10 protein-coding genes are annotated in these 12,848 nt (G+C 69.7%); 8 read left to right on the forward strand and 2 right to left on the reverse strand.

The annotated features are described in order from the left end of the window. Nucleotides 1-7: 7 nt before the first annotated feature. The 3 genes from phoR to ACW5F0_RS11200 are packed head-to-tail and all read left to right on the forward strand — an operon-like array spanning nucleotide 8 to nucleotide 5,017. Entirely contained in the window at nucleotides 8-1,366 is a 1,359-nt protein-coding gene (gene phoR / locus ACW5F0_RS11190; RefSeq protein ID WP_456965848.1) for a phosphate regulon sensor histidine kinase PhoR, read from the forward strand. Further along, the gene (gene ppk1, locus ACW5F0_RS11195) at nucleotides 1,335-3,488 is read left to right on the forward strand and encodes a polyphosphate kinase 1 (RefSeq protein WP_456999753.1); all 2,154 of its coding nucleotides are present in this window, start codon (nucleotides 1,335-1,337) and stop codon (nucleotides 3,486-3,488) included. Before phoR ends, ppk1 begins: the two co-directional genes overlap by 32 nt. 5 nt (nucleotides 3,489-3,493) lie before the next feature. Beyond that, entirely contained in the window at nucleotides 3,494-5,017 is a 1,524-nt protein-coding gene (locus ACW5F0_RS11200) for a Ppx/GppA phosphatase family protein (protein WP_456999796.1), read from the forward strand. Nucleotides 5,018-5,082: 65 nt separating this feature from the next. On the opposite strand, the gene ACW5F0_RS11205 is transcribed toward ACW5F0_RS11200, so the two are convergent. Both ACW5F0_RS11205 and ACW5F0_RS11210 read right to left on the reverse strand, forming a co-directional pair. Further along, entirely contained in the window at nucleotides 5,083-5,421 is a 339-nt protein-coding gene (locus ACW5F0_RS11205) for a hypothetical protein (protein WP_456999754.1), read from the reverse strand. Nucleotides 5,422-5,619: 198 nt separating this feature from the next. After that, nucleotides 5,620-6,255, reverse strand: coding sequence for a hypothetical protein (locus tag ACW5F0_RS11210; RefSeq protein ID WP_456965846.1), 636 nt, complete (start codon nucleotides 6,253-6,255; stop codon nucleotides 5,620-5,622). 128 nt (nucleotides 6,256-6,383) lie between these two features. Between ACW5F0_RS11210 and ACW5F0_RS11215 the strand changes: the two genes are divergently transcribed. From ACW5F0_RS11215 to dxs, 5 genes are all read left to right on the forward strand, one after another. Beyond that, nucleotides 6,384-6,863: an NDR1/HIN1-like protein gene (locus ACW5F0_RS11215; protein ID WP_456965845.1), complete on the forward strand. Its 480-nt coding sequence runs from the start codon at nucleotides 6,384-6,386 to the stop codon at nucleotides 6,861-6,863. Between the two features lie 87 nt (nucleotides 6,864-6,950). Beyond that, nucleotides 6,951-8,741 carry an acyl-CoA dehydrogenase C-terminal domain-containing protein gene (locus ACW5F0_RS11220; protein WP_456999755.1) on the forward strand — a complete coding sequence of 597 codons (1,791 nt, stop codon included), beginning with the start codon at nucleotides 6,951-6,953 and terminating at the stop codon, nucleotides 8,739-8,741. Between the two features lie 90 nt (nucleotides 8,742-8,831). Next, entirely contained in the window at nucleotides 8,832-9,449 is a 618-nt protein-coding gene (locus ACW5F0_RS11225; RefSeq protein ID WP_456999797.1) for an HNH endonuclease, read from the forward strand. Between the two features lie 161 nt (nucleotides 9,450-9,610). Continuing rightward, nucleotides 9,611-10,786 (forward strand): hypothetical protein, encoded by a 1,176-nt coding sequence (locus tag ACW5F0_RS11230; protein WP_456999756.1) that lies wholly within the window; start codon nucleotides 9,611-9,613, stop codon nucleotides 10,784-10,786. A 68-nt stretch (nucleotides 10,787-10,854) separates the two neighbouring features. Further along, on the forward strand, nucleotides 10,855-12,771 hold the full coding sequence (gene dxs / locus ACW5F0_RS11235; protein WP_456999757.1) for a 1-deoxy-D-xylulose-5-phosphate synthase: 1,917 nt from the start codon (nucleotides 10,855-10,857) through the stop codon (nucleotides 12,769-12,771). Nucleotides 12,772-12,848 lie beyond the last annotated feature (77 nt).

The raw sequence follows: 12,848 nt of genomic DNA on the forward strand, positions 1-12,848 counted from the left end.
TGGCGGCATGCCGCCGACTCCCAAGACTTCATGGCAGCGGACCCTGGCCACGCTGGCCGCGGTCCTTGTCCTGGCCTTGCTGGCCGGCCTCGCCGTGGGCCAGCCCTGGCCGGCCCTCGCACTGGCGTCCCTCGCCCTGCTTGCAGCGCACCTGCTGCGCCTGCGCCGGATCATGGGCATGGTCGACGCCCGCATGCGTCTGCCACCACCGCCCGCGGGCGGCGGCGCCTGGGCAGGCATGGAACGCCTCCTGCATCGCGGCCGCAACGAGGTCCGCGGCCGCGAACGGCGGCTGGTGGAGATGATGCGCGCCTACCGCGCGGTCGCCACAGCCCTGCCCGACGCCCTGGTGGTCGTCGATCGCAACACCCAGCGGGTGATCTGGTGCAACGCCGCGGCCGACAGGCTGCTCGGCCTGAACTATCCGCGCGACAAGGGCGCGAGCCTCTGCGAGCGCCTGCAGCCGTTGCCCATCGCCCACTGGCTGAGCGCCGGCCGCCATGCCGAACCGATCGTGGATGCCGCGTCACCCGCTGATCCGGCGATCCGCATCAGCCTGCGCCTGATCCCCTATTCCGACGCGCTGTGGCTGATGGTCGCCCGCGACGTCGGCAAGCTGATGCGACTGGAGAAGATGCGCCGCGACTTCGTCGCCAACGTGTCGCACGAGCTGCGCACGCCGCTGACCGTGATCCACGGCTACCTCGACATGCTCGAGCCCGAAGAAGACACGGAGTGGGAGCCGATCATCGGCGAGATGCGCCGCCAGTCGCAGCGCATGACCCAGCTGGTGGAAGATCTGCTGACCCTGTCCCGGCTCGAGGCCCAGGACACCATCGAAGAAGACGACGTGGCGATGGCACCGATGCTCGCCACCCTGCGCCGCGAGGCCGAAGCGCTGAGCCAGCAGCGCCACGAGGTCACCGTGGAAGACACGGCCGGCGTCGACCTCCGCGGCTCCACGCGCGAGCTGCACAGTGCGTTCTCGAACCTGGTCGCCAATTCGGTCCGCTACACGCCGAGCGGCGGCCGCATCACGGTGCGCTTCGCACCCGGCGAAGGCGGCGGCGCGGTGCTGTCGGTCGAGGACAGCGGCTACGGCATCCCCGAGCCGCACCTCGTACGCCTGACCGAACGCTTCTACCGCGTGTCGAGCAGTCGCACGCGCGAAACCGGTGGCACCGGCCTCGGCCTTGCCATCGTCAAACACGTACTGCAGTTGCACCAGGCGCGGCTGGACATCGCCAGCGAGGTCGGCCGCGGCAGTACCTTCTCCTGCATTTTCGGGGCGGAGCGCATCATCGAGCGCCTGGCCGACCCGCATGAAGAGCCACATGACCAGACGCACACCGGCGAAACCGCCTGAGACCCCGGCTCCGCGCAAGGCCGCGGCACGGGCAGGCACGCGCGTAGCCGCCACCTCCGACGCCGCGGGGGAATCGCTCAGCGACCCCGGGTTGTACCTCAACCGCGAGCTGTCCCAGCTCGACTTCAACTTCCGCGTGCTGGCGCAGGCGCAGGACGCGACCGTGCCGCTGCTCGAGCGGCTGCGCTACCTGTGCATCTCCTGCACCAACCTCGACGAGTTCTTCGAGATCCGGGCCGCCACCGTGCGCCATGCCCAGGACTTCGATGTGCCCCTGCCGCCCGACGGCCTGTCGCCGGGCACCGTGCTGCGCCGCATCCACGAGCGCACCGCCGAACTGGTCCAGGGGCAGTACGCGTGCTGGAACGACATCCTGCGCCCCGCACTGGCCGACGCCGGCGTCCGGGTGATGGGCCGCGAGACCTGGAACACGCGCCAGCGCCGCTGGCTGCGCGCCCTCTTCCGCGAGGACATCCTGCCGGTGCTGTCGCCGCTGGGCCTGGACCCCTCGCATCCGTTCCCGAAGATCCTCAACAAGTCGCTCAACCTCGTGGTCGTGCTGAAGGGCAAGGACGCGTTCGGCCGCAGCGGCCACCTTGCGATCGTCCGCGCGCCGCGCTCGCTGCCGCGCATCATCCGCTTGCCGCCGCGGGTCTCCGGCGGCGAGCACGACTTCGTCTTCCTCTCGGCGATGCTGTCCGAATTCGTGGAGGACCTGTTCCCGGGCATGCAGGTCGAGGGCGCGTACCAGTTCCGCGTCACCCGCAACTCCGAGCTGATCCTCGACGAGGACGAAGTCGAGAACCTGGCCCTTGCCCTGCGCGACGAGCTGCTGGGCCGCGGCTACCTGCGCGCGATGCGGCTGGAGATCGCTGCCGACTGTCCGGAGCCGATCGTGCGCGGCCTGCTGCGCAACTTCGACCTGCCGGAGAACGCGGTCTATCGCATCAACGGGCCGGTCAATCTCAACCGCGTCATCCACGTCTACAACGAAGTCGATCGCCCCGAACTGAAGTTTCCGCCGTTCCAGCCGCGCCAGCTGCCTGGGAGCGACGCGATGTTCGACCGCATCGCCGCCGCCGACGTGCTGCTGCATCATCCCTTCGACAGCTTCAGCCCGGTGCTCGAGCTGCTCAAGCAGGCCGCGACCGACCCCGGCGTGCTGGCGATCAAGCAGACGCTGTACCGCACCGGGCGCGATTCGCCGATCGTCGAGCACCTGGTGCAGGCCGCGCGCAACGGCAAGGACGTCACCGTGGTGGTGGAGCTGCGCGCGCGCTTCGACGAGGAAGCCAACCTCGGCCTCGCCGACCGCCTGCAGGACGCCGGCGTGCAGGTGGTCTACGGCGTGGTCGGCTACAAGACCCACGCCAAGATGCTGCTGGTGGTACGGCGCGAAGGTCGGCGCCTGCGCCGCTACGTGCACATGGGCACCGGCAACTATCACAACGGCACCGCGCGCGCCTACACCGATCTCGGCCTGATGACAGCCGATCCGGACATCGGCAGCGACGTGCACCAGATCTTCCAGCAGATCTCGGGACTGGCGCCGGCGATCCGCCTCAAGCGCCTGCTGCAGTCGCCGTTCACCCTGCACGCCGGGGTGCTGTCGCGCATCCGCCGCGAGGCGCAGTTCGCGGCGGCCGGCCGACCCGCGCGGATCATCGCCAAGATGAACGCGCTCAACGAACCCCAGGTGGTGCGCGCGCTGTACGCGGCCTCGCAGGCCGGCGTGCAGATCGACCTCATCGTGCGCGGCGCCTGCACCCTGCGTCCCGGTGTCCCCGGTGTGTCCGACAACATCCGCGTGCGCTCGATCGTCGGGCGCTTCCTCGAACACACGCGCGTGTACTGGTTCGCCAACGACGGCGCGCCCGAAACCTGGTGCGCCAGCGCGGACTGGCTGGAACGCAACCTGCTGCGCCGGGTTGAAACCTGCTTCCCGATCCTGGATCCGGTGGTGGCCGCGCGCGTGCGCGACGAAGCGCTGGAGACCTATCTCGCCGACAACTGCAACGCGTGGGAACTGCAGCCGGACGGCAGCTATCGCGAACTTGCCCCGGCCGCGGGCGAAACGGCGCATTCCGCGCAGTGCGCGCTGCTGGCCGGGATCTGCGGATGAGCCCGGTGCCTGCGCCCGCCGCGTCGCAGAGCCAGCCGTTGGTCGATGGCGACATGCTCGCCGCGGTCGACCTCGGCTCCAACAGCTATCACATGGTCGTCGCCCGATACACGCTGGGCCAACTGCGCGTGGTGGACCGCCTGCGCGAAACCGTGCGCATGGCCGAAGGCCTCGATGGGCGAGGCGGCCTGGATGCGGAGGTGCGCCAACGCGCACTGCGATGCCTGGCGCGTTTCGGCCAGCGCATCCGCGACATTCCGCCGCACCGCGTGCGCGCCGTCGCCACCAACACCGTGCGCCGACTGACCGCGCCGCAGGCGTTCCTGATGCCGGCCGAGACCGCGCTCGGCCATGCCATCGAGATCGTGTCCGGGCGCGAGGAGGCGCGCCTGGTGTACCTGGGCGTGGCCCACGCGCAGCCGCCCAGGGGTGGCCAGCGCCGGCTCGTGGTCGACATCGGCGGCGGCTCCACCGAATGCATCATCGGCCGCGGCTTCGAAACACTTGAACGCGACAGCGTGCAGCTCGGCGCGGTCGCCGGCACCCTGCGCTACTTCGGCAACGGCAGGCTGTCGCGGCGGAAGTGGCGCGAAGCGCTGATCGAGGCCTCGGTCGAGTTCCAGCAGTTCGCGGCAACGTATCGCAGCCTCGGCTGGCAGGAAGTCATCGGCGCCTCGGGCACCAACAAGGCCATCGGCGAGATCTGCGCCGAGATGAAGCTCACCAAGGGTGCGATCACCGCCGAAGCGCTGCCGGTGGTGCGCGATCAACTGCTGCGCGCCAGCAGCATCGACGACATCAAGCTGCCCGGCCTTTCCGACGACCGCCGCCCGATCATCGCCGGCGGCCTGCTGGTGCTGGAGGCTGCATTCGCAAGCCTGGACCTGCAGCGGATGATGGTCAGCAAGGCTGCACTGCGCGAAGGCGTGTTGTACGACATGCTCGGCCGCGCCGGCGACCAGGATCCGCGCGACACCTCGGTCGACGCCCTTGGCCAGCGCTACGGCATCGACCGCGCGCAGGCGCTTCGCGTCGAAGCGACCGCCTGCCGCCTGTTCGACCAGGTGGCCACCGCGTGGCAGCTGTCGCAGGACGACCGTGTGATGCTGTCATGGGCCGCGCAGCTGCATGAGCTCGGACTGACGATCGCGCACAGCCAGTACCAGGTGCACGGCGCCTACATCCTCGCGCAGTCGGACATCGCAGGCTTCTCGCGCCAGGAGCAGCAGTTCCTCGCCGCCCTGGTGCGCGCGCATCGGCGCAAGGTGCCCAAGAGCGTGTTCGAGGCGCTGCCCGACCGCCTGCTGCCGGCCGCGCGGCGGCTGTCGATCCTGCTGCGGCTGGCGGTGGTGCTGCACCGCGGCCATGACGATCCCGACATTCCCGGCCTGGAGGCGCGCGCCGATGGCGACGCGCTCGCGCTGCGGCTCCCGCCGCGCTGGATGGACGAACGCCCGCTGCTGCAGGCCGATCTGGTCGGCGAGCCTGCGGAGACCGGGGCTCTTGGCATCACGCTGCACTTCGACTAGAAGGCAGGCGGGTCGCCGGAGCGGCCCGCCTCGGGTTCAGGGCGTGCCGATTTCTTCGGAGAAGATCACGCGCGAATCGTTGATCGGACGCCCGGCGCAAGTGCACAGGAAACGCTGAAAAGTCCAGTGGGGAAAAGGGCCGGAGCGCCCGGGAAACCGACCGCATTCCACCGCATGACATTCTGGGCCCCGGAGGCGGGCAACAGCACCGACTTGACGATGTAATGAGTTGCGCCCGTACCGGTCTGGAAGCCGCTGACGCCGGTACAGGAGAGCTCCACAGCTTCCGAGGCGTTGTTGAACCACATCTCCACTGCGCTCGGGTTCCTGGGGTCGGCAGCCCAAGCGCCCTGCGAGGTGAATGAACACGTGACGAAGGCGTTCGACGTTCCTTCGTTCTGCACGGCCAGCGGACGCTTGCGGTCGCGGTTTCAAACCAGGCAGCGCGCCCTGGCACATGCCCACCGGATCGCATACGCACCCTGGCGGGTGCGGAACAGCTGGGCGATTCGAATCCACCTCTCCCGATCCAGCAACGGCTACGCTGGCCTCAAGCGGCCACGCGCCGGATCAGGAACCCGCGACGACACCGCCGGAAGCGACTACCCCTTCGCGCGGTTGGAGTAGATCCGGACCTCGGTGCCGCCGCCCGGCTTGGGCACGAACACCATCTGCGTCTGCGACAGCACGTTGCCGCCGGCAGCGGTGATGTAGAACAGGCCCCAGTCCTGGGCATCACCCATGCGCTCGAAGCTGCCCACGATGCGGCAGCTCGACTGCTTGCAGGCGATGTCGACATTGCTCGGGCGCAGCCCGGTGCCGGCCATCGTCTCGCCGGAAATGGTCTCGACAAGAAGGTTCTCGGTGTCCGGGCCGGACACGGGATCGGGCACGTCGCTGGCGAAGCGCGCTTCGAGTTCACGCAGTTGCCGGTCACGGGCCGCGGCGATCTGCTCCGGGGTCTGAGGCTCGCCGAGCGCGCTCCGCGAATCGCCGTCCGCGCCGCCACCAGCGCCAGCGTCGAACGGGCGAGCCGCCATCGCCCGCCCGCGCGGCTGCACGGGTGCTGCTTCGATGGCGTCCAGGCGCTCGGTCAGCCGGACCAGCGCCTCGTCGGCCGCGGCATCCTCGGCCTTCCTGTCCCACGCCAGGTTCGCCACCAGGGCCACCACGGCGATCGCCGCGATCGTCCATGGCAGGCGTTCCCTGAATCCCTTCCCGTTCTGACTGGCGCTCATTTCGACTCCATGGATACTGATGACAGCACTGTAAACGCTATCCGGCGACGATCCACGCCATGCAGACCAGACCATCCGCCACCGTATCGAGCGATGCTATGCTCGACCGAACCTGATGGGAGGCAGCAATGGGTCGTCGAATCCTCACACTTGTGGCCATGGTAACGGTCGTTCTGGTCGCCGCGTGCTCGAGCGGTCCGGTCCGCAGGATCTCGGAGCCCGCCGCCAGCATCCAGGAGCTCGCCGTGCAGGCCGATGGCAGCTGGCTGGTCAGCCTGCGATTGCAGAACTACAGCAGCATCCCCATGCGCTTCGAAGCGGTCGACATCAAGGTGACGGTCGGCGGACAGGCGGCCGGCGCGCTGCAGCATCGTCCGGGCCTGGAGATCGGGCCGGAGTCGGCCGACGTGGTGTCGATGGAGATGCAGCCCGAGTCGAGCGCACGCATGTTGATGGCCGATGCCCTCGCCGGCGGCCGTCGCGTGGACTACGCGTTCGACGGCACCATCGATGCCGCGCCAAGCGACCGTGGCGCGTCGCGCAGCTACAAGGTGGAGCGCAAGAGCGCACTCAGCCCGACGCCCGGCCTTCCCGGCGTGCTGCGCTGAACCCCGTACGCGCACCCGTCCCAATGCAGGAGCAGCCACGGCTGCGACCGCACAGCATCGGCAAACCCAAAGGACACGTTCCCGCACATGAGCCAGTACACCGCCCCGCTCGATGACATCCGCTTCATCCTCGACGACGTGCTCGACGCGCAGTCGCAGTTCGCGCGCCTTGGCTACACCGACGCCACGCCTGACGTGGTCGACGCCGTGCTCGATGAGGCCGCGCGCTTCGCCGGCAGCGTGCTCGCCCCCCTCAATGCGGTCGGCGACCAGCAGGGCTGCCGCCACGACCCCGCCACCGGCGACGTCACCACGCCGGAAGGATTCAAGGCCGCCTACGCGCAGTTCGTCGAGGGTGGCTGGCCCGGCCTGACCGCCGACCCGGAGTTCGGCGGGCAGGGGCTGCCGCACCTGGTCGGACTGTCGATGAGCGAGATGATCAACGCCGCCAACCTCGCCTGGGGCAATTTCCCGCTGCTGTCGCACGGCGCGGTCGAGGCGCTGATCCAGCACGGCGAGGACTGGCAGCGCGAGGTCTTCCTGCCGCCGCTGGTCGAGGGCCGCTGGACCGGCACCATGTGCCTGACCGAACCGCACTGCGGCACCGACCTCGGCCTGCTGCGCACGCGCGCCGAACCCGCGGACGACGGCAGCTACGCGATCACCGGCACCAAGATCTTCATCACCGCCGGCGAGCACGATTTCACCGACAACATCGTGCACCTGGTGCTGGCCAAGCTGCCCGACGCACCGCCCGGCGCCAAGGGCATCTCCCTGTTCGCGACGCCGAAGTTCAAGGTCGCCCGCGACGGCAGCGTCGGCGAGCGCAACGCGGTGCGCTGCGGTTCGATCGAACACAAGATGGGCATCAAGGGCTCGGCCACCTGCGTCATGAACTTCGACGGCGCCCAGGGCTACCTGGTCGGCGAGAAGCACGGCGGGCTCAAGGCGATGTTCACCATGATGAATTCCGCGCGCCTGGGCGTGGGCCTGCAGGGCCTGGGGCTGTCCGAGCGCGCCTGGCAGAACGCCCTGCGCTATTCGCGCGAACGCCTGCAATCGCGCGCGCTGACCGGCCCGAAGTTCCCCGACAAGCCGGCCGACCCGATCATCGTGCACCCCGACGTGCGCCGCATGCTCCTGTCGACCAAAGCCCTGACCGAAGGCATGCGAATGCTGGCGATGCACGCCGGGTACCTGCTCGACGACGCCGCGCGCGCCTCCCATCCCGCCGTGCGCGAGCGTGCCGAAATCCTTGTCAGCTTCCTCACGCCGATCTCCAAGGCCTGCCAGACCGAATGGGGCATCGAGAACACCTACAACGCCCTCCAGTGCTTCGGCGGCCACGGCTACATCGCCGAGCACGGCATGGAGCAGTTGGCGCGCGATGCCCGCATCACCACGCTGTACGAAGGCACCACCGGCATCCAGGCGATGGACCTGATCGGACGCAAGACGGCGTTCTCGAGGGGCGCGGGGCTGAAGCTGTTCCTGGCCGAGGTCGAGGCGTTCTGCGCGGCCCACGCCGATGACGCGGAGCTCGCCGCGGATGTGGCCACCCTGCGCGCCAAGTGCGTGGAATGGGGCGCGCTGACGACCGAAGTCCTGCAGGCGTCGGCCGCCAACCCCGACGAGCTCGGCGCCGCCGCCCACGACTACCTGTTCTATTCCGGCTATGTGGTGCTGGGCTACTGGTGGCTGCGCGCGAGCGTCGCCGCGCGCGCGTCATCGCGTCCAGCCGCATTCAAGGACGCCAAGCGCGAAACCTCACGCTTCTACTTCGCGCGCATCCTGCCCCGCACCCTGGCGCACGCCGCGGCGATCCGCGCCGGTGCCGGGTCACTGATGGACCTCGAGGCCGACCACTTCGGCGGCTGAGGCCGCGTCGCTACACAAGCCGTCATCGGGAGCGTATAAGCTGTTGTTCCCATGGAACCAGACAGAGCGCGGCTTCGCCTCGTCAGCGGCATGGAACCCCCGGCAGCGCCGGTGGACCGGCACGTGGCCGGCACGGGGGTCCCGGCGCTTGGGCGCGTGCGCCTGCTGGCCCTGGATGCCCACGGACGCGCACTGGACTGGATGAGCTGGCAGGAAGCGACCTGCCTGTACGTGCGCGGCGCGGTGGCCTGGACCCTCGGCGACCCCTGTCTCGCGGTCCGCGGTGGCACCAGCCGGGCCACCGGCCAGCGCAGCCTGGTCGAACTGCACCCCATCGTGGCCGCGCGCGGCCACGCCGACACGCGGGCCCTGGACCCGACACCGGCGCTGACCAATCCGGCGCTGTTCGCCCGCGACCGGCACCTGTGCATGTACTGCGGGCAATCGTTCCCGCGCCAGCGGCTGACCCGCGACCACGTGCAGCCGGTCTCCCGCGGTGGGGTCGACACCTGGGAAAACGTGGTCGCGGCCTGTTTCTCCTGCAATTCCCGCAAGGGCGGTCGCAACCCCGCGCAGGCATCGATGCCGCTGCTCGCGATCCCGTACCGGCCGAGCTGGATCGAACACCTGATCCTGTCCAACCGCAATATCCTCGCCGACCAGATGGCCTTCCTGTCCAGCCAGCTGCCCAAGCGGCGGCGTCACTGAGGCGGCGAAGCACCGGCAGCCATCGCAGGGCAAGCGCGACGGGCGTCACCAAACGCCTCGGGTAGTGACGCAGCGCAGCCGCAAGTGCCGTCCTGCGCGCGTTGACGGCAATGGCGCGCTCCGCAACACTCGGCGTCTTCACACGTCCGGAATGCTGCGCGATGTCGCTGACCCTCGGCCTGACCGGGATGGATCCCGCCACGGAAACCGCACTCAAGGCCGCGTTCGTCGCCGCCAACGCGCGCCTTGGCGCGCGCTGGTCGCTCGTGCACGATGCCGAGGCCGGACACGTCATCGTCGACATGGACAGCATGTACGGCCCGATGAGCTGGCTGCGCCTGCACGCCGCCGGCCGGCGCGTGATCGGCCTGACCTCGGCGCCTCGCACGCAGACCGACTACAGGCTCGGCCGTCCCTTCGATCCCGAACAGCTCATGGACCTGCTTGCCGAGGTTGCACGCGCCGAGGGCATCGAGCTGCAGGCGGACGTCGTGGAAGCGGCCGCCCCGACGCCTCTCCCGCGCGCGCCGGTGCCGGTGCCCGAACCCGTTGAAGCCGTGACGCCGCCTCCGGCAGCGCCTGTCGTGGATCCGGTCGCTGCCGCGGCGCTCGCGCCCGCCGCAGCAGCGCCGTCCGCTGCAGCGCTCCTTGTGACCGGGGATGCCAACACGCCTGTCGAAGAGGCAGCCGTCAAAGAGGATGTCGTCGAAGCGTCACCTGTCGCGGCCGCCGCGCCGACGCAATCCACCGTACCCGCAGCCATCCCGGGCAAGGACACCCTGGCTGCGTGGCTGCAGCCCGGCGCCCTGTCCGGCCGTGTGCGCTACCGCCGCAGCGCCGGCCCCACCCTGCTCATCGACGCGTCCGCGGAGACCTGGTTCGGTCCGACGCCGCTGAAGCCTATCGCGGGGTATTTCGAAGGCCGCGTCGCACGGTCCGACTTCGAACCCGTCGACCCCGAGGCCTGGGCGCGGGACACCGCATCCGCGGGTGCGCCCCAGCCACTGACGCGCCTGCGCTGGCTCGGCGGCCTGCTTGCCGGCAACGGCACGCTGCTGCCGGGGCTTGATCCGCAGGAGCACTTCCAGCTCCTCAAATGGCCGCAGACCGAGCGCGAGTATCCGCGCCACTTCCGCATCGCCACCCAGATGATGAAGGGCCCGGCGACCGTCGCCGAAATCGCCCAGGCCAGCGGCGTGCCCGAGCCCGACGTCACCGACTTCGTCAACGCCAACCTGGCCACCGGCTTCGCCACGCCGGCGGTGGAAACGCCTCCCCAGGCCGAGGAATCCGCCAAGCCGCGCGGCGGCCTGCTGGGGCGACTGCGCAGTCGCTGAACAGGGCCGCCGCGCGCGGCCCCTTGGTACATGCGCCGCGGTACGCCGTGGCGTCTTACAATGCGCGCATGATCGACTCCACGCGCTATCCGCGCCTATCGCGCATCGACACACCGGCCCGCCTGCGGGAATTCGACGAGGCCGAACTGCCGGCGATCGCCGACGAACTCCGTGCCTATCTCATCGAGTCGGTGGGCAAGAGCGGCGGCCACTTCGGCGCCGGCCTGGGCGTGGTCGAACTGACCGCCGCCCTGCATTACCTCTACGACACGCCGCGCGACCGCATCGTGTGGGACGTCGGGCACCAGGCCTACCCGCACAAGATCCTGACCGGCCGCCGCGACACCATCCACACGGTCAAGCAGAAGGACGGCGTCGCGCCGTTTCCCAAGCGCGAGGAAAGCGAGTACGACACCTTCGGCGTCGGCCATTCCTCCACCAGCATCTCGGCCGCGCTGGGCATGGCGGTGGCCGCCGCCCGCGCCGGCGACGACCGCAAGGTCGTGGCGGTGATCGGCGACGGTGCAATGACCGCGGGCATGGCATTCGAAGCGCTCAACCACGCCGGCGGCATGGAGCCCGAGCCCAACCTGCTGGTGGTCCTCAACGACAACCGGATGTCGATCAGCGAGAACGTCGGCGGCCTGACCAAGATGCTGGGACGCGCCACCGGCAGCCACACGCTCAACGCGCTGCGCGAGGGCGGCAAGAAGCTGCTGGGCGACAAGAAGAAGACGCCGGCGCGCTTCGTCCGGCGCTGGGAAGAGCACTGGAAGGGCATGTTCGTGCCCTCCACCCTGTTCGAGGAAATGGGTTTCCACTACACCGGCCCCATCGACGGCAACGACATCAGGGCGCTGGTCTCCGCGCTGAAGCTGGTGCGGACGCTGAAGGGCCCGCAGCTGCTGCACGTCATCACCACCAAGGGCAAGGGTTACGAGCGCGCCGAAGGCGACCAGATCGGCTACCACGCGGTGTCGCCCTTCGACCCCAACCAAGGCCTGGTGCCGAAGCCGGGCGCGGTGAAGAAGCCGACCTATACCGATATCTTCGGCGACTGGCTGTGCGACATGGCCGCCGCCGACGACACGCTGATGGGCATCACGCCGGCCATGCGCGAAGGCTCCGGCCTGGTGCGCTTCAGCAGGGAGTACCCGGAACGCTACTTCGACGTCGCCATCGCCGAGCAGCACGCGGTGACGCTGGCCGCCGGCATGGCCTGCGAGGGCGCCAAACCCGTGGTGGCGATCTACTCGACCTTCCTGCAGCGCGGCTACGACCAGCTCGTGCATGACGTCGCCCTGCAGGAACTCGACGTGCTGTTCGCGATCGACCGCGGCGGCGTGGTGGGGCCCGACGGCGCCACCCATGCGGGCAACCTCGACCTGAGCTACCTGCGCTGCGTGCCGAACATGGTGGTGATGGCACCGGCCGACGAAAACGAGTGCCGGCAGATGCTGAGCACCGGCTTCCGCCACCGGGGGCCTGCGGCGGTGCGTTACCCGCGCGGCAGTGGCTCAGGGGTCGCCGTGCAGCCCGCGCTCGATACCCTGCCCATCGGCAAGGCGCAGCTGCGCCGCCAGGGTGCGGGCATCGCGCTGCTGGCGTTCGGCGCCACCGTGCCGGCGGCCGAGGCCGTGGGCGCGGAGCTGGGTTTGACGGTGGTCAACATGCGCTTCGTGAAGCCGCTGGACCGCGACCTCGTGCTCGAGCTGGCACGCAGCCACGAAGGCTTCGTGACCATCGAGGACAACGTGGTGATGGGTGGCGCCGGTTCGGCTGTGTCCGAGTTGCTTGCCGCCGAGGGTGTCCTGCTGCAGGTACTGCACCTGGGGCTGCCCGACGCCTTCCAGCACCACGCAAGCCGCGAGGACCTGCTGGCCGAAGCGGGGATCGATGCCGCCGGCATCCGCGGCGCCGTGCTGGCGCGGTGGCCGCGGTTCGCACCGGAAGCGGCGACCGCCGCGCGCACTGCCGCGGGCTAGGAAGCCCGGGATAAACGTAGACGACGCCTATACTCACGCCAGGTCGGCATGCGCCAGCCTTGTCCGCACAGGGGGAC

It is taken from the genome of Luteimonas sp. A534 (assembly GCF_054072805.1).

What these genes read in the sequence shown, in the direction of transcription:
- ACW5F0_RS11225 (WP_456999797.1), top strand. Translation starts at nt 8,832, where the DNA reads ATGGAACCCCCGGCAGCGCCGGTGGACCGGCACGTGGCCGGCACGGGG.
- dxs (WP_456999757.1), top strand. Translation starts at nt 10,855, where the DNA reads ATGATCGACTCCACGCGCTATCCGCGCCTATCGCGCATCGACACACCG.
- ACW5F0_RS11220 (WP_456999755.1), top strand. Translation starts at nt 6,951, where the DNA reads ATGAGCCAGTACACCGCCCCGCTCGATGACATCCGCTTCATCCTCGAC.
- phoR (WP_456965848.1), top strand. Translation starts at nt 8, where the DNA reads ATGCCGCCGACTCCCAAGACTTCATGGCAGCGGACCCTGGCCACGCTG.
- ACW5F0_RS11230 (WP_456999756.1), top strand. Translation starts at nt 9,611, where the DNA reads ATGTCGCTGACCCTCGGCCTGACCGGGATGGATCCCGCCACGGAAACC.
- ACW5F0_RS11210 (WP_456965846.1), bottom strand. Translation starts at nt 6,255, where the DNA reads ATGAGCGCCAGTCAGAACGGGAAGGGATTCAGGGAACGCCTGCCATGG.
- ppk1 (WP_456999753.1), top strand. Translation starts at nt 1,335, where the DNA reads ATGACCAGACGCACACCGGCGAAACCGCCTGAGACCCCGGCTCCGCGC.
- ACW5F0_RS11215 (WP_456965845.1), top strand. Translation starts at nt 6,384, where the DNA reads ATGGGTCGTCGAATCCTCACACTTGTGGCCATGGTAACGGTCGTTCTG.